19 protein-coding genes are annotated in these 19,923 nt (G+C 42.0%); 11 read left to right on the top strand and 8 right to left on the bottom strand.

The annotated features are described in order from the left end of the window. Positions 1–110: 110 nt before the first annotated feature. From AAFH98_RS03870 to AAFH98_RS03890, 5 genes are all read right to left on the bottom strand, one after another. On the bottom strand, positions 111–497 hold the full coding sequence (locus tag AAFH98_RS03870; RefSeq protein ID WP_342521361.1) for a hypothetical protein: 387 nt from the start codon (positions 495–497) through the stop codon (positions 111–113). 62 nt (positions 498–559) lie between these two features. Further along, positions 560–1,105 (bottom strand): RNA 2'-phosphotransferase, encoded by a 546-nt coding sequence (locus AAFH98_RS03875; protein ID WP_342521362.1) that lies wholly within the window; start codon positions 1,103–1,105, stop codon positions 560–562. Positions 1,106–1,198: 93 nt separating this feature from the next. Further along, entirely contained in the window at positions 1,199–3,235 is a 2,037-nt protein-coding gene (locus AAFH98_RS03880) for a S9 family peptidase (protein ID WP_342521363.1), read from the bottom strand. Positions 3,236–3,367: 132 nt separating this feature from the next. Further along, the gene (locus AAFH98_RS03885) at positions 3,368–4,651 is read right to left on the bottom strand and encodes a sensor histidine kinase (protein ID WP_342521364.1); all 1,284 of its coding nucleotides are present in this window, start codon (positions 4,649–4,651) and stop codon (positions 3,368–3,370) included. Continuing rightward, complete coding sequence (locus AAFH98_RS03890; protein ID WP_342521365.1) at positions 4,644–5,171, bottom strand: PAS domain-containing protein; 528 nt, start codon at positions 5,169–5,171, stop codon at positions 4,644–4,646. The genes AAFH98_RS03885 and AAFH98_RS03890 overlap by 8 nt, the downstream gene beginning before the upstream one ends. A 188-nt stretch (positions 5,172–5,359) precedes the next feature. On the opposite strand from AAFH98_RS03890, the gene AAFH98_RS03895 reads away from it, so the two are divergent. The 10 genes from AAFH98_RS03895 to AAFH98_RS03940 all read left to right on the top strand — a co-directional run bounded on the left by AAFH98_RS03895 (position 5,360) and on the right by AAFH98_RS03940 (position 14,445). Continuing rightward, on the top strand, positions 5,360–6,091 hold the full coding sequence (locus AAFH98_RS03895) for a sulfotransferase-like domain-containing protein (RefSeq protein WP_342521366.1): 732 nt from the start codon (positions 5,360–5,362) through the stop codon (positions 6,089–6,091). 32 nt (positions 6,092–6,123) lie between these two features. Next, on the top strand, positions 6,124–7,038 hold the full coding sequence (locus AAFH98_RS03900; protein ID WP_342521367.1) for an aminotransferase class IV: 915 nt from the start codon (positions 6,124–6,126) through the stop codon (positions 7,036–7,038). A gap of 18 nt (positions 7,039–7,056) precedes the next feature. Beyond that, positions 7,057–7,677: an ABC transporter ATP-binding protein gene (locus AAFH98_RS03905; protein WP_342521368.1), complete on the top strand. Its 621-nt coding sequence runs from the start codon at positions 7,057–7,059 to the stop codon at positions 7,675–7,677. A gap of 1 nt (position 7,678) precedes the next feature. Beyond that, positions 7,679–8,470 (top strand): ABC transporter permease, encoded by a 792-nt coding sequence (locus AAFH98_RS03910; protein WP_342521369.1) that lies wholly within the window; start codon positions 7,679–7,681, stop codon positions 8,468–8,470. Positions 8,471–8,570: 100 nt separating this feature from the next. Next, the gene (locus AAFH98_RS03915; protein WP_342521370.1) at positions 8,571–8,981 is read left to right on the top strand and encodes a TonB-dependent receptor plug domain-containing protein; all 411 of its coding nucleotides are present in this window, start codon (positions 8,571–8,573) and stop codon (positions 8,979–8,981) included. Between the two features lie 88 nt (positions 8,982–9,069). Further along, positions 9,070–9,480 (top strand): TonB-dependent receptor plug domain-containing protein, encoded by a 411-nt coding sequence (locus AAFH98_RS03920; RefSeq protein ID WP_342521371.1) that lies wholly within the window; start codon positions 9,070–9,072, stop codon positions 9,478–9,480. A 182-nt stretch (positions 9,481–9,662) separates the two neighbouring features. Then, positions 9,663–10,343, top strand: a complete 681-nt coding sequence (locus tag AAFH98_RS03925; RefSeq protein ID WP_342521372.1) for a response regulator transcription factor — start codon at positions 9,663–9,665, stop codon at positions 10,341–10,343. 1 nt (position 10,344) lies between these two features. Continuing rightward, complete coding sequence (gene porY, locus AAFH98_RS03930; protein WP_342521373.1) at positions 10,345–11,613, top strand: PorY family sensor histidine kinase; 1,269 nt, start codon at positions 10,345–10,347, stop codon at positions 11,611–11,613. Positions 11,614–11,717: 104 nt separating this feature from the next. After that, complete coding sequence (locus AAFH98_RS03935) at positions 11,718–14,168, top strand: TonB-dependent receptor (protein ID WP_342521374.1); 2,451 nt, start codon at positions 11,718–11,720, stop codon at positions 14,166–14,168. 67 nt (positions 14,169–14,235) lie between these two features. Then, positions 14,236–14,445 carry a hypothetical protein gene (locus AAFH98_RS03940; RefSeq protein ID WP_342521375.1) on the top strand — a complete coding sequence of 70 codons (210 nt, stop codon included), beginning with the start codon at positions 14,236–14,238 and terminating at the stop codon, positions 14,443–14,445. 84 nt (positions 14,446–14,529) lie between these two features. Here the strand turns inward: AAFH98_RS03940 and htpX are convergent, their stop codons facing one another. Continuing rightward, positions 14,530–15,399: a zinc metalloprotease HtpX gene (gene htpX / locus AAFH98_RS03945; protein ID WP_342521376.1), complete on the bottom strand. Its 870-nt coding sequence runs from the start codon at positions 15,397–15,399 to the stop codon at positions 14,530–14,532. A 163-nt stretch (positions 15,400–15,562) separates the two neighbouring features. On the opposite strand from htpX, the gene AAFH98_RS03950 reads away from it, so the two are divergent. Beyond that, on the top strand, positions 15,563–17,005 hold the full coding sequence (locus tag AAFH98_RS03950; RefSeq protein ID WP_342521377.1) for a pyridoxal phosphate-dependent decarboxylase family protein: 1,443 nt from the start codon (positions 15,563–15,565) through the stop codon (positions 17,003–17,005). A 28-nt stretch (positions 17,006–17,033) separates the two neighbouring features. On the opposite strand, the gene AAFH98_RS03955 is transcribed toward AAFH98_RS03950, so the two are convergent. Together AAFH98_RS03955 and AAFH98_RS03960 are read right to left on the bottom strand one after the other, a co-directional pair. After that, complete coding sequence (locus AAFH98_RS03955) at positions 17,034–19,004, bottom strand: adenylate/guanylate cyclase domain-containing protein (protein WP_342521378.1); 1,971 nt, start codon at positions 19,002–19,004, stop codon at positions 17,034–17,036. A gap of 133 nt (positions 19,005–19,137) precedes the next feature. After that, the gene (locus tag AAFH98_RS03960) at positions 19,138–19,749 is read right to left on the bottom strand and encodes a TetR/AcrR family transcriptional regulator (RefSeq protein ID WP_342521379.1); all 612 of its coding nucleotides are present in this window, start codon (positions 19,747–19,749) and stop codon (positions 19,138–19,140) included. Positions 19,750–19,923: the final 174 nt, after the last annotated feature.

Below are 19,923 nucleotides of genomic sequence, written 5' to 3' on the forward strand. Positions count from 1 at the left end.
ATCTGCTTAAGAGATATTGCAGATCTAATTTTTTAAAATTTGTTGAGATAAGAGTCCTCTCCCCATACCAAAAAGAATAGGCGGCATTAATACTTTGAGAGGATTTGATTTCAGACAGAAAGGAGCATTTGGGGTGGCGGGATGACTGGATCAGGAATCCAAGGAGAAAATAACGAGGAGTGCAATGGCTCTAAATACGTTTCGACCGAAAGGGGATTCAGAAAAAGGCTGCTGGAGATCGTATCTACAGCAGTCAAATGAACTCTGTACTGCGTTAACAACATGTCGTTGGAATGTGAAGCATCCGGTCCATCAACATTATCATCAACGGTATTTACCATGCAACTGCCCTCACATTCTGCATCAGACTTGACCTCATGATGACACATTTCCATATCGGATTCCATATTTAAACAGTGCAAGGTACACGGTATCGTATACCCCCCTACACTGATAAAAATACAGCACGCGAGTATGGCAGGGATTGCTTTCTTCATCAGGTTATAAGATAGCTATTTGCCCAACCATTTAAAATGCGAGATCTGTTCAAACGTATAAATCAATCGCCTTCAATGATGTACTTTGATGAAACAAAATTAGTTAACCAAATACTTTTTTCGCTTTCTGATTGATAAAACTCAATTCCGTCTTCATACATTTTTAAGGCCTGAATACCCAAAATGACCGGATGGCCATGACGCCCACCCACGTTTTTAGCTTCCTCCTTTGTTGCAGAAAGGTGTACAAAGTTTCTGCTTTGGGATGAAATACCCTCATCCAAAATAGCATCGACATTGTACTGCGCTGTACCGTGATAGAGTTTTTGGGGCGGGCGTTTTGGTTTCAGCTGTAAATCAACATCAATGGAATGACCATAACCAGCCCGAATATAGTTCCCATCATTACTTAAAATAAACCGCTGTTTTGCTCCCTTTTCTATAACCTCCTGAATTACATCCTGGTCTATTTTCTTGCCGTTTTTTTGGGCTTTGGTAATTAGATCAGAAATATCTGCCCAACCATTTTGATCAACTTCTAACCCAATTGATTCGGGGTGGTGGCGCAATATATAACTCAAAAACTTGCTTTTGGAAGTTAAATCCATTTTTAGCTTAGCTACAAAAACACTCCTGAAAATAAAAATCCCCTCCCATAGTTACGGAAGGGGATCTCACCATACTTAAGCAAAAAACAGCAATTAGTTTTCTACGGCCGTTTTCTCAACTTCAATTTCCACATCCGGTCGGGCCGATTCTTCTCCTTTTAAATACTGATTGAACCAACGCATCATTCGCAGATTATAGTCATAGCGCGCCGTAGCGTTACGATTTCCGTGCCCTTCTCCCGGATACAGTACCAAACGCACCGGTGTATCAGTGCGTGTTTTAATATGGCGATACAGCTCATATGACTGGCTGGGATCTACACGCGTATCTTCCTTTCCGTGCATAATCAATAGCGGCGTTTGGGCCTGACCGGCATAGTAGATAGGACTTCGCTCAAGATATCCTTGGTAGTCATCCCAAATACGTTCCCGAGTATGAACAAGATACAACTCTTCGGGAATATCACTCGTGCCCCACTTCGAGATATTGTCGCTGACACCCACAAACATCACTCCCGCCGCAAAGCGATCAGTATATTTCGTGGCCATCCAACCCGTTGCATATCCACCATACGAGCCCCCGGTAACGCCAATTTGATCACCATTAGCAAGACCACCATTTACCAGTTCATCTACACCAGCAACGATGTCATCAAATTCGGCTCCAGCCAAATCACCCTGACTGCTTTTAGCAAACTGTTCACCACGGCCAGTGCTTCCCCGGTAATTGGGATAAAAAACAAAATAACCCTGTGCAGCTCCAACCTGGCCAGCATCAGAATAGTTGGTCACCCAACCGTGATTATAGTGAGCTTCGGGTCCACCATGCACCGTTGTAATCATAGGATACTGTTCTCCCTCCTTATAACCTACCGGGTAGATAAGGATACCCTGCAATTTAGTACTATCATCAGCCTGCCAGCTAACGACCTTTTGTTCGCCAAGGGCTTTATTATCGAGCCAGGGATTGGTATTTGTTATCCGGTCAACAGAATTCTCAGAAAGTTGATAGAGTTCTTGTGGATGTGAGGCAGAACTTGCTCCAAAAATCGTAGCTCCACTTTGTGCCCTGTCGAAAAGAGAAATATTGGTATCTCCACGATTAACAATGATTTGCATATCAGACCCATCTGCATTCATTCTGCCGTAGGTTGACCATACGCCTTCGCTTGTTAGATAATGCAACTGATTATTGCCAGTCCATTTGAATTGCTCAAACATGCCTTCGTATTGCGGCTTTAACTGTACCGGCTCTCCGCCTTCGGCAGAAACGACAAATAATCGGCCTGCAATAGGATCGTGAATGTCAGCTGCTGCAATCATTGCCAGCTTACTACCATCCGGACTCCAGCCTATTTGTCCCAGTTTTCCTTTGTGATCAATCTCAGCAAGTACACTGTCTCCCTCGTGATTAAGCACTTTCACCACTTGCTTCATATAATAATCATCCACAAGTGGAGTAGGAGCTACAGAAATAGCTAACTTTTCACCGTTAGGACTCCAGTGCATTTGGTAAACCGATCCCTCAACTTGTAGTTGGTGCGGACCGTGGCCCGGCTGTGCCACATTACCCACATACCCGCGCCGCTGCTTTAGATTTTCCTCGTAGATTTCGGGATGGTAAGGGAGCGACGATCGTTCATGAGTAACAGTATCGGCCGCCATAAAAGCGATGTGATTTCCATCCGGAGCCCATTCATAATCCGCCATATCTGTAGCAAACGAATATATCTTTTGAGCCTCACCGCCATTCATCGAAATTTCATACAGGCTCGTTGTTTCATCTGACGAACGCTTACCCAAAAACGTAATAGCATCATGATTAGGACGAAAAGCGATATCACTAACGCTCATGGTCGTTACATACGGTAACGAATTCCCGTTAGATAAATTAGTCAGATACAAATGGTGCATGGCCGGCTTATTTTCTTTATGTGGGTTGGCTTGCACCTGTAACGTATAGATAGCTTTATCTCCTGATGGCGATATTGCTATTTCGTTCACCTGCTGCATCTTAGCAACATCGTCGGGCGTTAGCCCATTGTTAGATTGCGCCAATAGCGATTGAGAAACTGCAAAACACATTACTATAACCAGTAATGTAGCTCGCTGTAAACGTGATGGTATCATAGTATTCTCTATTTTGATTAGTGAATTTTTTGACATCCTTAAATACACTACATTTTACCGAAATAAAAACGGTTACAGACCTTCTTTTATCTATAACATTTCAGATAAAAGCACATTTTACTAACAAACAATCTACTTTTCTATATTAAATATCAGTGTAAAACGTGTTCCCCAGTCATCGCTCTCTACCTCCAAACTTCCATTTAATTGATTCTTCAAGGTATTGACGATGGTCATCCCCAATGATGACTCATTTTCGATATCAAAATTCTGCGGTAAACCCTTTCCATTATCTTCCACACTTAAAGCTACCTGGTCGTTGCTATGCTCAAGAGAAATTCGAATTTTCCCCTCATTCCGACCATTAAAAGCATGTTTATAGCAATTTGTGATAAGCTCATTTAACAAAAGCCCGCAGGGAATAGCCTGACCTACTGTTAGAAAAACCGGCTCCATTTCCGTTTCAACAGCAATATTTTTGCCCAAATCCGCCATTGTCCCCTCAATCATACTCAGCAAATCATTGATGTATTTGTCAATCGCCACCTCAGAAAATGATTCCGATCGATACAATTTTTCATGGACCATTGCAATCGACTGAATTCGTGCCTGACTTTCCTTGAGCTTAGCCAGTAACTGCTCATCCTCAGTATTAAATACCTGCATCTGCAACAGTCCCGAAATAATCGCCAAGTTATTTTTAACCCTGTGATGCACTTCGGCAAGCAGCGTTTCCTTCTCTTTCAACGACTTCCTTATCGCCTGTTCATACTTCTTGTGCTCTGTATTGTCCCTCACATAGGCAATCAACCGCTTCTGACCTTCCATCTCATAAAACTCGGTATGAATTTCAGTAGGAAACACCGTACCGTCCTTTTTACGATACAATCGTTCCCACGCCTCATCTCCCGTAGTAGCAATGCCCGCAAACGTCTCCGGCTGTTTATGGTGATACTTTTCGGGCGTCAAATCCAATACATGCATCCCAACAAGCTTATCGCGCTCGTATCCAAAAAGTTCACAAGCCCGCTTATTACATTTTAAAATATTTCCATCAACATCTACCTCAAAAATAGCATCAAAAGAAAGTTCAAAAAACGACCGATATCGCTTTTCACTTTCTTCTAATTTGAGCTCCGCCTGTCTCCGTTTTGTAATATCACGATTGATTCCAACCCAATACTCATACTTTTGATCATCGGTTGGAAAAGGAGCCATATCCAACTCTACCCAATAAGCAGTACCATCTTTTTTATAATTGACAAACTCCTCACGGAACGACTTATGCTCCTTTATCTTTTTATCAATTCGATCTAAAGCCTTTTGAGAGGTCTTGGGACCGTGCAAAAACGTTGGCTTTTTGCCAATCACTTCGTCCGTCTGATAACCCGTGAATTCTTCAAATGATTTATTCACAAAAAATGATATGCGATTGTAGTGGCTTATCACGCAACGCCTTGGTAATCACTACCATATCATTCAAGTTATCCAACGCCAATTGCTGTAATTTTTGACGCTCCCGGTCCTCAGTAATTTCAGGCTTCTTACTTTTAGTTAACGGTGTAATAAACCCAGAAAAGAATTGTTCCCCGCTGTCATTTGATTCAATTAGCTGTGTTTCATCACGCAACCAGATATAAGATCCGCTTTTATGCTTAAACCGATATTCAACCGTAGGCACTTCTTCCGAAGACACTTTATCAAAATGCTCCTGCAGCTGTAACCGATCTTCGGGATGTGCACGATTAAACCAGAGATTTTCATCAGCAAGAAAATCTGATTCAGAAAACCCGAGCACATCCTTTACATTTTTTGTGATACCTATAATAGGGCAACCACTACCTGTTAGCCGACGGTAATGAATGATGGAACTCTTCTTCAAAAGTTTTTTAAGCTGAATATTACGCTTGTCACTATGCTGTTTGCTATCAGGCATGTAGCCTATAAATCCATTGAAAATTTTAACAGGTCAAAACATCATATAAAATTATGAAAAGTATTGCACAAAAGCGGGTTCCATCCCATGGCTATTAACTACTAAACAGTTCTTCAAATTTTGGCTTTTGATCACCAAAAAATATCAATACCATATTCCGGTACGGTTTTTTAACCCATTTTATATCTATGGCAAAAAAACGAATCAACATGTGGTCGGGTCCCCGGAATATTTCCACAGCTATCATGTATTCTTTTGCTCAGCGATCTGACACTTGTGTAGTTGATGAACCCTTTTATGCTCACTACTTGTTGCAAAGCGGCGCCAAACATCCCGGCAGGGCTACAGTGCTCGAAAGCCAGCCCAAGGATCCTGCAGCAGTAATGCAAAATCTACTTGCTTCGGGAAGCCAGTCTGATATCTTGTTCGTAAAAAATATGGCACACCACATGGTGAATATGAATGATTCACTGGAGGTGCTTTTCAACGAATTTGATCCAGTATTTTTAATTCGAAATCCTAAAGAAATGCTCCTTTCTTTAGACAAAACATTAGCTGAACCGAACCTGCGTGATACTGGTTACCAGCAACTTCTAACACTTTTTGAAATTGCTGAAAATAACGATTTACCACTAACAGTGCTCGACTCTCGAGAACTGTTAAAAGATCCAGAATTTGTATTATCGGCCCTGTGTGAAAAGATCAACATTTCTTTTGATGAAGCCATGCTTTCATGGCCGCCCGGCCCTATTCCCGAAGATGGTGTCTGGGCCGAGCACTGGTATCACAGCGTTCACCAGTCTACGGGATTTAAGCCTTATACCGCTAAAGAAGAAACATTACCCAACCGGCTCGAGCCTCTTTTTGAGCACTGTAAGACCATTTATGACAGACTGTTTGCACATGCAATTAAAAGATAATTTAAAATCAAATACCTACATAGATTAATATAATGGCAACACACCCAACAATTCCCGATCCTCGAAATAAAGATATTAAAGTTTGGATTGATGGTACCCTTTACGACCGCGACGAGGCTAAAATTTCGGTATTCGACAGTCTTGTGCAAGGTGGTGATGGCGTCTGGGAAGGACTGCGCGTTTATGATGGTAAAATCTTTGCCCTCGATGAACACCTGGAACGACTTCAAAATTCTGCCCATGCTATGGCTTTCGACAGTGTTCCTTCGAATGGGGACATCAAAAAAGCCATTTTTGAAACGCTTAAAGCCAATGGAATGAAGGACGATACCCATATCCGACTGACTCTTTCGAGGGGTAAAAAAGTAACTTCCTACATGGATCCTCAGGTCAACCAATATGGTCCCACGCTGATTGTACTTCCCGAGTGGAAGCCTCCCATTCATGAGAACAAAGACGGCCTTTCGCTGATCACCTCATCCATCCGCAGAAACCCACCACAATGCATCGATTCCAAAATTCACCACAACAACCTTATCAATAACATTTTGGCTAAAATTGAGGCCAACGTAGCCGGGGCCGACGGGGCAGTGATGATGGATATTGAGGGATATGTCTCGGAAGTAAATGCCACAAACATCTTTTTCGTGAAAAAAGGGAAGGTGCTTACCCCATATGCCGATAGTTGTCTGCCAGGCATTACGCGAGGAATCGTCCTTGATTTATGTAAAGAAAACAACATCCCCGTAGACGAAAAACGGTTAAGTATGACAGAAATGTATACCGCTGACGAGTGTTTCACAACCGGAACGATGGGAGAACTGGTTCACGTTGCTGAAATTGACCAACGGGTTATCAGTGATGGGACTAAAGGTTCGATAACCCAATTGCTACAAAAATTACACCATCAACGGGCGCAGTCTACCGGAGAACCACTTCCCTTTTAATACAAATCCCGCAACCAATTGTCGCCATTACCAACTATAACCTTTAAGAACGTTACCTTTGAATTTGAAGGAGAACAAATCGTCTCTAACTTTTCTTTCGAGGCGAAATCCGGGCACCATACAATTCTTAAAGGTGAATCCGGCTCGGGAAAAAGTACCCTCCTAAAACTTCTATTGGGATTTTATAACCCCCAAAACGGGCAGATTACAATTGATAGCAATTCTTATAATCGTCACTCCCTTCGACGTAAAACAGCTTGGCTGCCTCAAGATCTAAATTTAGGTTCGGGCACCGTGCGCCAAGTAATGACCAAGCCCTTTGAGTTCGCTGCCAATAAATCCCATCAACAAGATATTACCTCAAGAAGTATTGCCACTTTGCAAACATTGGGGTTGGAAGCCAGTACTCTTGATAAGGAGTTCCGCGATCTTTCTACAGGACAACGTCAGCGCGTAGGGCTAACCATTTGTCATTTACTGGACAAACCAATACTACTTTTGGATGAACCCACCTCTGCCCTCGACAAGGCATCCAAAGCTAAAGCTGCAGAACTTCTTTTAAGCAATAACAGAACCGTAATTTCAACTTCGCACGATCCATTCTGGGTTGACAAGGCGGATAACATCATCGAACTCTGATATGGAAATCATTGATCTTTCGTGGACACAGCTCGCCATCGGCTTTATCATTATGCTGTTGCCAGCCTACATCTTGTGGAAATATCGTACGGGACTCAACAAAAAGTTACTCACCGCCTCTATCCGCATGGTGGTACAACTTCTTTTTGTGGGCTATTACCTGCAGTACCTGTTTGAATATGATAATGCATGGATTAATGCCGCGTGGATTTTTGTAATGGTTGCTGTTGCTGATTTTGCTACCATTGACCGAAGCGATCTCACCAGAAAATGGTCGGTCATTATTCCCGTTTTTGGCGCAACTTTTTTAGGGATTATCGTTATTGATCTGTTCTTTCTTGAAATTGTTATTCAACTCCCCAAATTATTGGCCGCACAATATACCATCCCCATAACTGGTATGGTGCTGGGTAATTGCCTGCGCAGTAACGTCATCGGGATTAATGCTTTTTATTACAGCCTGGATGAGCACCAAGAGCGATACCAATTTTTTCTTTCCTGTGGAGCCACACGTTCCGAAGCCGTAAAACCATTTTTCAGTAAGGCCTTACAAAAATCGGCCAATCCCACCCTTGCTTCAATGGCTACCATTGGACTGGTTTCGCTGCCTGGCATGATGACCGGTCAAATCTTAAGTGGAAGCTCCCCGCTTATTGCCATTAAATACCAAATCATGATTATGGTAGCTATCTTTTCGGGAACTATCTTATCGGTTTATTTAGGGATTCTTTTCACCAATAAATTTGTTTTTGAAAATACCGATATGCTGGATGATTCGATTCTAAAGAAATAATACAGCTTATCATATTACTGGGTGTGTTATCACATACCCTTTTAAACCAATGCAAGAGTTTAATACCTTGCTTTTAGAACTCCAATAAACCACCAGGGCTATGGCATTTTCAAAACTGCTTACTGTACTGCTTACAGCAGGATTATTTGCTATGGTATTAGGTTGCTCTACTACCAGTACCACAAATAAGAGCGAAACTAACAAGACAGCTACCGAAAATAACTGGACACTTGAAGACCATCTCCGCCGTGCTACCAGTGTGCGTGTCACGGGCTCAGGTTCTAACACTCGTGTTATCATTCGTGGTGAAAGCTCAATCGCTAATCCAACCAGCCAACCGCTTTTCATTATTGACGACCAAAAAGCGGGGAATAGTTTTGCCCAGGTTAATGAGATGCTCTATGAAGGAGAAATAAACTACATTGAAGTACTACCGCCTTCACGCGCGGCTCGATATGGGATGGAAGGCAATTACGGAGTCATCTTAATCCATACTTATTCAAACAAATAAAACCCTAAATAATTATTTTTTATTTACTTAAATAGGGATAATAGCTATACTGATAAGTACCTAATATTATTAATCAAACCCTACCGCTATGAAACGATTAAGCTTAGGTATATCTATAGCTTTATGTCTGCTATTACTCGGATCACTGGGTTGTGCTTCAACCAGCCAACAATCTCAAAAACATTCCACAACTGATCATACGAACTACTGGACCCTTGAAGATTTTCTTCGCCGTGCCAACGGCGTACATCTAAATGGAAGTGGTAATGATATTCAGATTATTATTCGAGGTCAGAGGTCAATTAACAATCCGCTGGCACAACCACTTTTTGTGGTTGACGGACAAAAAGCGGGACGAAATTATGCATATGTTGCCAGCATGTTTGGTCCCGGTGATATTATTTCCGTTACCGTGCTATCGGCCGGAGCCTCATCCCAGTATGGCATGGAAGGCAATTATGGAGTGATCGAAATTGAATCACGACTTTCGGCATCCTAACAGGGAATAGATGGTTATATATCCTTCTTTAATGCTTATTTCTAAAAGCATTATGCAAGAGATACGTTTAATGGCGTAGTCTCCGTGACCTCTCTTTTCTATTTTTCTGCTTAGCCCTTCTACCTCAGCAGCCTTACATTTCTTCAGTTTTGCTTCAAATTCATTATTTATGTTATGCCGTCATGAAACTATTAATTATTGAAGACAACGAAGATTTACTACAAAACATCCAAACGTATTTAAAGCGTGAGGGATATATCTGTGAAGCTGCGCAGTCATATTCCGCAGCTTTCGATAAAGTAATGTCATACACCTACGATGTAGTACTCATTGATATTATGATCCCCGGTGGATCGGGGCTTCAGGTTTTGCGCGAACTAAAATCCGTAAATCCTGAAACCGGAACCATCATCATATCGGCCAAAAATGCACTCGATGATAAAGTTGAGGGGTTAGAACTGGGGGCCGATGACTACATCACAAAACCATTTCAGCTGCCCGAACTTCATGCTCGCATCAAAGCCGTAAATCGACGGCAACAGCGTGATGGGCGGGAAATTATAAACGTGAATGAAATTGCTATCAACACTAAAACCATGGAAGTTACCGTGGAGGAAAATCCAGTAAACCTGACCCCCAAGGAGTATGAACTTTTGCTCTATTTTTCATCAAATAAAAACCACGTACTCTCCAAGCAAACAATCGCCGAACACCTGTGGGGCGACTACGTTGACCATCTTGATAACCTTGACTTTGTATATCAGCATATCAAAAACCTGCGCAAAAAATTAGAACAAGCAGGTGCCGAAGATTACATCGAAAGCGTCTACGGTATTGGCTATAAATTTAAGGTTGCCACCTGATATGAAACTGATCACTAAATTTATTCTTATATACCTGATCGTCACTGTTATTGTCCTCGGTTTGGGGGGCGTGGTATCGTATCATGTTATCAAGGGAGAGCTTGATAATGAGCTAAAATGGCGTTTCTTAGATCGTGTGGAGCGGGTAACGTACCTCTTGGAACAAGGAGAAAATTTTGAAAGTACGGTGCAAGATAACAGTGATACCAACCTGGAAATTATGGCTCTGCCCAACCGTGTGGAGCCAGACGTAGAAATTCGCGATACCCTTGTTTGGCATAATCGACTGCACCAGCGAGAACATAATCTCAAAATGGTTGCACACCGTAATGTGGATGGCACCAGCTATCGCATTACAACCTATGGGGCACTTGTTGAGTCGGATGATATTACCGAAGCAGTTATCGAAATTTTACTGTGGATTTTAGGACTACAGGTTATTGGTGCTGTTGGAGTAGGGTTTATCGTCTCGAACCGACTTTTTAAACCCTTTCGTAAAACCCTAAAGCGCATTAAAAACTTTACCCTGCAAGACAAAGAACCCATCCCTGCTGAAAGTACCTCAGTAACAGAGTTTGATGATCTGAATAAATTTGTTGAAGAAATGACCAGCAAAGCTGTATCAGACTATGTAAACCTTAAAGAATTTGCCGAAAATGCTTCTCACGAACTACAAACACCGCTTTCTATTATCAAGGGCAAGCTGGAACTACTCACTGAAACAGAGCTGTCACCCGAACAATATCAGTTTGTAGAAGATAGTCAGCGCTCGGTTAAAAAACTGTCGCGCCTTAGTGAGTCACTGGCTCTGCTAACTAAGATTGAGAATCACGAATTTGTAAAAACAGAAGCTATCAACTTTTCGGAGATCATTACTGAAAGCACTAAAGCTTTTGATGAATTTATTGCCCTAAACGGCTTGGAAGTTGAAAGCCATATCCAAGATGAGATTACGCTTCAAATGCACCCTGTTTTAGCTGATATTCTGTGGACGAACCTTTTCCAGAATGCTATCAAGCACAATGTTAAAGAGGGACGTATCCATATCGAACTTACCGAAAAAAAGCTAAAAATTGCCAATACCGGCCAACCGCTTTCCTCATCACCCGACGAACTATTTCAAAGATTTAAGAAAGACAGTGTCGATTCTAACTCTATTGGTCTGGGCCTTTCCATTATTAAACGAATTGTAGACCAGTACCATTATAATATATCGTATGATTTCTACAACGGGTGGCATACCATTGTAATAACTTTTAAAACTGACTAAATCTTCAAATTTCATTCAGTTTTCACTTAGCATTCAAACAGTATCATCTTTTACGTTTTAATCACTAATAATTTATAAACTCTCGATATCCCCAAAAGTAGAACATGAAACAGTTACTTTCATCACTTTCCCTACTACTTATTATCCCTATCGCAACACTGGCACAATCTAATGCAACTATTACCGGAACGGTTGTAGACGAAGAGGAAGAGGCCATGCCGAGCACTTCTGTAGCCGTCTATAACGCTTCGGAATCCAATGTTGTTACCGGTGCTTCAACGAAATCCGACGGTTCATTTAGTGTTAATATTTCAACTGGCAACTATGTTGTAAAAATCACCTACCTCTCATATCAACCATTCAAAAAAGAGATTGAGGTTTCTGAAGGCGAATCGATGGATCTTGGTACCATCCAAATGACCCCCAGTTCTGAAGAGCTCGGCGAACTGTTAGTTCGTGCTGAAAAGTCTGAAATGCAGATGAATTTTGATCGGCGCACCTTCCAGGTTGGCCAGGATATTACCAGCTTGGGCGGCTCGGCTGTTGATGTACTGAATAATGTACCTTCGGTTTCTACTGATATCGATGGCAACATCAGCCTGCGCGGTAACGAATCGGTACGCGTTCTTATTAATGGCAAACCATCAAGCATGGTTAGCAGTAGTGATGTAGACGCCCTGAACAGTATTCCGGCTTCCATGATCCAAGAGGTAGAAATCATTACGAATCCCTCTTCACGATATGCCGCAGAAGGATCGGGCGGTATTATTAATATTATTTTAAAGGATGACCAGCGACGAGGGCTAAATGGTAGTGCGCAGGTTGGGGGTGGCCTACCGGAAGAGTATGAAGGATCATTGAATCTTAACTATCGTGTCGGTGACATAAATTGGTTTTTAAATGGTGGCATGGATTACCGCAGTGAGCCCGAGGGGGGGAGTTCGTTTCAACGATTTCGAAATCCACAGACCAGTACCTCTTATATGTATAGCGAAAAAACCGATGCTATAGAATCGGAATTGGATGGAGATCTCCGTTTTGGTGCTGACTTTTATCTTACCGATACACAAGTGCTAACAGCCAGCATTTATACCAGCTCTGAACGGGAAGAAAATGACGAAGATATTCGATATACCGACATGGAATATCGGGAAGACTCCTTTAATGGCCCCGTTATTGCAGAGTATATCCGCTATAATGAGGAGGAAGGAAATGAACGAGATATCGACTTTAACCTCGATTATGAAAATAAAATTGATGGCGATGACCATAAATTGGTGGCTGATGCCAGTTTTGACGCCAGTAGTGAAGAAACTACGACTAATATTGACGAAGAAATCCTTGAGGGTAATCAGGATCCCCTAACACAACGTGCTACTGATGGGGAAGAAGAAATGGATTTCCGGTTTAATGCCGAGTATGAACGCCCACTGTTTGGAGATGGAAATCTTGAGGCAGGCGTCCGCAGCGACTTCGAATGGATGGATAATAGCTACCATGCCGAAACCCTTGAAAATGGAAACTGGGTAAGTGAACCGGCTTATACCGATAATTTTACATACATGGAGAATGTAAATGCCGCTTTTGCAACCCTTGGCTATGAGTGGAATTCGTTATCAGGTCAGGTTGGACTTCGACTGGAAAATACGCGCATCCAAACCGAAGTTAAAAGTACGGGTGAAGAAACCAACCAAAACTACTTGAATCTTTTTCCCAGCGCATTTCTGAGCTATTCATTCAACGAGCAACAGTCGGTGCAGGTTAGTTATAGCCGGCGCTTACGTCGTCCATGGTCGCGCATGCTCATCCCATTTAATGACTTTGATAATCAGCGTAGCCAGTTTACTGGTAATCCTGATCTTACACCTGAATTCAGCAACTCATACGAACTCGGTTATCTACACTATTGGAACAGCGGGTCATTACTAACCAGCTTTTACCATCGATATCGTACTGATGTCATTGAGCGAATTACAGAATCGCAGCAGGGACAAGACGGAACCATTCGTCGCCCCATCAACCTGGCTACCGAAAAAGCATGGGGCGTAGAGTTTTCTGCAGATCAGGAAATTGCGGATCAACTAAACCTTACGGCCAATGCGAACCTCTTTCGCTCTAACTCAAACGGTACGTATCAAGACCAGGTATTTACCAGTGAATCAGAAAACTTTATGGCGCGTATGCGGCTGCGCTGGGAAATTGTTGATGGCCTAAACTACCAAGCCTCTATGCGTTATCGTGGCCCCAGCAACTCTACGCAGGGGACCCGTGAGGGTATGACGATGATGGATACTGGTCTATCTAAAGACCTCATGGATGGGAAAGCAAAACTTACACTTAATATCCGTGATTTGCTGGATTCACAGAACTTTAATTACACCGCTAATACGGACGGCAATCCTAATACTGACTTTTATACGCAACGTGAGTTTAGCTGGTCGTCACGCTCAGCAACCATCAGCTTTCAATACTTCTTTGGAGATCGTGATCGCAACCAACAGCAGCAACAACGCGGAGGCGACGATGGTCCAGAAGATATGGAAGGTATGCAATAATCCGTGATTTCAAATTCACAAAGAGCTCATAAGTAATTATCTTTGCATAAACGAACCAAACCTACTTATGAGCTCTGTAATTGAATCATACAAACTTGGCGACATCGCTGTAGAAATCAGTGAGACGAATAATCCCGAAAAACTAAAAGTGGATTGCAACGATGGGAACTACCACTCTGAGTTTACGGTACGCAAATATGAATTTAAAAATTATAAGCGGCACATGAATCAGCGTATCAAAAACGCTTATGACGAACAATACAAGGAAGAAGAATAACTACCAATACATAAGTATATAAAAGATGAAACCCTCAGGGTATTTAACACCTTGAGGGTTTCATTTTGTTGATTAAATTATCAATTACTCAAACAGATATTCACCTGTCCGTTGCATATGCATAAGCCGCTCCACACGATCTTCGGTATCAGGATGGGTAGAAAACAAACTCATAAAACGACCACCGCTAAACGGGTTTACCGGGAACATATGGGATGTCGATCGCATAGCTGATTCAGATACTCCGCGCATCGGTATTTGTTCAGCTGCCTTTTCAATACGCTGTAAAGCTGAAGCCAGCTGATTCGGCTGACCACTAATTTCAGCTCCAACCCGATCGGCCTCGTATTCACGCGTGCGACTAATTGCAGCTTGTAACATCATCGCTGCAATGGGCGCTGTGATTAAAACAATAAGTGCTACCAGCGGGTTTGATCCACGATCATTTCCTCCCAACGGAATGAAGTAGGCAAACTGTGCCAACATACTCAGCGCACTAACAACCGTAGTAACAATAGTCTGGGTTAAAATATCCCGGTTTTGGATATGCGCCAACTCATGAGCAATTACACCGCGAAGTTCATTTTCACTAAGTACCCGTACAATCCCTTCTGTAACAGCTACAGCTGCATTTTCGGGATTACGTCCCGTAGCAAATGCATTGGGCTGTTCTTGGGGGATGATGTATAAAGCCGGCATCGGCAAATCGGCCTTTCGGGCAAGCTCTTTAACCATATCGTATAACTGCGGATGGGAAGTACGATCTACCTGTTGCGCATCGTACATACGCAGTACCATCTTATCGGACTTCCAATAGCTAAAAAAGTTCATAGCCATTGCTACAATAAAAGCAATTACCAAACCGGTAGATCCGCCCAAAACCTGTCCCACAAGCATAAACAATACTGCTGCCAGGGTCATCAAAAAAACCGTACGTAAACTATTCTTATTCATACCCATCATTATAAATTTTGGCGTTGTTTTTACTCTCTGTTAAACGTAAAAAATTCCGCTTTGTTTTAGTTTCATGAGCTAATTTTTGTTTTCCGGCACTAAGTTTCCGACACTTCGGAAGTATTGGTCACTTTTTAAAATGATATGATTCTCTCAATCATCTATGCAACAACAGATCAAAGAACTTGAACAACAGGCCCGTCAACTTGAAACTTCTGCGAAAGAACGGAGTGCTATGTTTGAAAAGGCCCAAGATTATGGAGAGGATTTCTTGGAAACGCTTTCCGAGCAATCGGCTTATGTGGATTCGAACTCTATGGGTAAGGGCGTTTACGAACTGCCCTTTGATGAAAACCCTCGGGAGTTTGAAGAGCTACTGAAAGTTCTACAGTTAGAAGTAGATAAACCGGGCCTCAATCCTGCTTCGGGCAAGCATGCCGGGTACATACCGGGCGGTGGGCTTTATCCCTCGGCCATTGCCGATTACCTGGCTGCCGTCACTAATCGCTACACTGGTGTTTTCTTTTCGTCGCCCGGCGCCGTACGCATCGAAAATATGTGTATCCGCTGGATGAATGATCTCGTCGGCTACCCTGATGGAGCGGCAGGCAACCTTACATCGGGCGGATCACTTGCTAATCTCATTGCGCTTGTTATAGCTCGCGACAATTCGGGTATTAAAGCAAAGGATTTTGAACGAACCGTCATCTATACTACCCAACAGGTACATCATTGCGTGATAAAAGCCATTAAGTTTGCCGGACTTCGGGAAGCAACAATTCGTACCATTCCCATGGACGACCGTTTTCGTATGAAAGCCAAGGCACTTGAAGAACAAATTAAAGTGGATAAATCTGATGGACTTATTCCACTAACAATCTTTGCATCAGCAGGAACCACGGATCTGGGAGCGGTTGATCCACTCAATGACATTGGCAACATCGCAGATCAGCATAACCTCTGGTTTCATGTAGATGCAGCATACGGCGGCTTTTTCCTACTTACTAAACACGGAAAAGAAATGATGGCAGGTATTGAAAAATCAGACTCGGCTACCATCGATCCCCATAAGGGATTGTTCTTGCCGTATGGATCGGGCGCACTACTCGTAAAGGATGGACAAAAATTGTACGACTCCCAGCACATGACGGCCAATTATCTGCAAGATACACTTAAAGCTACCGAAGAAGCATCACCCGCTGATCTTTCACCAGAGCTTTCCAAGCACTTTCGGGGATTACGGATGTGGTTGCCGCTTCAGCTTTTTGGAGTTCAACCCTTCCGTGCCGCGCTGGATGAAAAACTTTTACTGACTCGCTATTTTTATAATAAGATCCAACAGATTGACGGTATTGAAGTTGGACCAAAACCCGAACTTTCAGTCGCCTTCTTTCGGTACGTACCAGATTCTGACGATGCCAATAAATTCAACAAAAAGCTGGTGAATGAAATCCACCGTGATGGCCGTGTTTTTTTATCCTCCACTCATATTAATGGAACGGTGTTCCTAAGGGCAGCCGTACTTAACTTTCGCACTCATTTAACAGAAATAGAGCTCATTTTGTCGGTACTTCGGGAGAAAATTCAAAAACTGGCAGCGAACTAATATCACCGGTGAATTTTAAACACTTATTTTAACCTACCGGAGTAGTCAATGAAATATCTTGAACATCATGGATATTAAGCTGGCTTAGCAATTCATCATAACGGGGATCATCTTTTATTTCATCCCAAACAGGATCTGCTAATATAAAATAGAACTTGCCAATCCTATCATCAGCGGCACGTTTTAAATAAAAGAAAACCTCATCTATTTTTTTCATCCCCAAAAATATCAATGCAATATCTACCGGTGATGCAATATAAGAATCGCTGACGTCCCCAAGCTGTAGCTCTTCCAAAAAATGTTTAGCCATTTCATGCATCCCTAACCGCGCTGAAATATACCCCAAGTGAGGAATATTCCTCTGCTCTTGTGAAACGAGCTTTTGATAATTCTCGAATGCTTTGTGCGCTTTTTTAAGCTGATTCATTGCCACAAATGTCCATCCTTTTCCCTCGATAGCAGGTAAAAATACCGAGTCAAGGCCAAGAGTATAATTATACTGCTCCAGAGCTTCGGCATATCGATTGTTGATATAGTAAGCTCGGGCTAATTCTGCATTATAAAGCGTGTTAGTAGGCTCCAAGACCAAAGCCTGTTCCATCCAAAGCAAGCTCAAATGCTTTTTACCAAGCATATTCAAAAATAAAAAGTAAAAGTAACAAGTTTCGGCATCGGCCTTTTCTTCTATGGCCCGGGCAAACCAGTCATTTGCCTCATCATAATCATGAGTTTGCAATGCAATAGAAATCCCTTTAATCGCTTGCCCGATATCGTTATCTGGCTCCAGGTCTAACACCTGATGTACATGTTCTTCGGTCTTTCTATATGCTCGCTGCGGTGACATTTGTCCCAAAATTCCCAAAAAGAGAAAACACTTAGCCAGTCCTAATTGAGGTCGAATATCATTGGGATTGATATCGACTGCCGTATTAAATAAGCTCATGGCTTTGCGAATAGAAGAAACCGTATACTTTTGAAGCTCAAAATTGCCCTCCAAATAGCTCTCATACCCCTCATCAGTGTTAGAGGTCGGGGTGGAAAACTGGTCTTCTTCAGGTGTCGTATCCTCAAAAGAACGCCTTATTTTTTGTAGAATCTCTCCCGTTAATCCATCCTGAATTTCAAAAATATCTTTTAGATGCCGTTCGTAAGTTTCCGACCATAAATGAAATCCGCCGCTCGTTTCAATAAGCTGAGCCGTAACCCGAATCTTATCTTTATTTTTACGTACGCTTCCTTCAAGTACGTGGCTGACCATTAACTTTTCACCAATGGTCCGAACATCTTCATTACGTCCTTTATAAGAAAAAACTGAAGTCCGTGAAGTAACATCGAGCTGTTCCATTTTCGTCAGCCCATTGATAAGTTCTTCAGTTAATCCATCTCCAAAATAATCAAATCCTTTTTCATCACTCATATTTACAAAGGGCAGAACAGCAATACGGTCTTTCCGTCTCCCACTTTTTGCTTTTATTTCCCTTGCTGAGGGCACATTAATCCCCTCATTTGCAATCGCGAATATTGAAATAGGCTGCTTAACATTTTTAATATCAAAAACTCCCAGCTCTTTCGTCTGAATATTCCGATGGTTTTTTATCTCATCTAATACTTTTTGTGATATAAGAATCCCCCCGGAAACAGCCATCTCTTCTAATCGCGATGCTATATTGACGGCATCCCCATATACATCTTCATTATCATATACGACATCTCCTATATGAATACCTATACGCATTGGCAGAAAGGGATCAACCAGCTCCTCCTGAATTTTTATGCCACACCTGACTGCATTATAAGCACTGCTGAAAATAGTTAGTGCCCCATCACCGTAGTAATGTAGTACCTTGCCATCAAATTCTTTCGCCCCCTCTCGAAGCACCTGACGCTGCCGTTCCTTTTGTTCGTTTGCATTTTCTTCGTCCTCCTGCATCATAGCCGTGTAGCCAACAATGTCAGTAAACATCACAGCCGCAAGCAGACGAGTAGTTTTAGCGCCCATAATAGCCGTTTATTATTTTAGTCCCGAGTAATTTCTGGAGACTCTTTCAGGACTTTAATAATATATAAAGCTCTATTTAAATGTCAGACAAATTGTATTAATTTTTTCTGAAGTTAATCCAACCTACAATCTATTAAGCGGTCAACCAATTAAAAACCGTATCCAAAATAACCCCTTTCCTATTTTGGGACATATCTCCTTGAACATCTCTTTTATTAGAATCAAATATTGATTCATGAATGGGGCCTGCAAGAGCTGGATAGTAACAAAGAGCAAAGATATTCATTAGTAAATCATGCACCGTTACCGACGCAACCTGATAGTTTGAAGCAGCCTTATTCAACTCCGCCTCAAAATCTGACAACTCCAACTTAACCTTATCGTTAATAATAGGTTGCAGCCACTCAGATTTTCTCCTGCTCTCGGTAATTACAAATGAAAGAACTTGTGGATCTTCATCTGCTTTTTGCAAACAGTGTTCTACCAGCATCTCAATTTTTTTGAGCAACGGTAGCTCCTCAGCAAAAATATTATTGAGCTCACAATATATTTCATCCACAGATTCTTTATACACATGCTCAAATAGTTCGCGCTTCGTATTAAAATAATAATGGATCATAGCCTTGGTAACCCCAATATGCTCGGCAATATTGTGGAGGCGGGCTCCCTCATAACCATGAACCAAGAACTCTTTGCGAGATGCTTCTATAATTTCCTGCCGGGTACTTTTAGCTGATTCACTCATAGAACTAAACAGTTAGTCAGTATTTTGGTCTAACCTAATTGATATTTAATGAAACAGCAAAACATTAATTAGGCAGTTAGCTCGGACATACATAAGAATAATAGAACAACAGTTTTATATCATAGTTATGTTTTCATATCTAAATGATGTTTGTTTGTGTATTGGTCACTTATT

The sequence above is a fragment of the Fodinibius sp. Rm-B-1B1-1 genome, assembly GCF_038594945.1.
Lineage (GTDB): Bacteria > Bacteroidota > Rhodothermia > Balneolales > Balneolaceae > Fodinibius > Fodinibius alkaliphilus.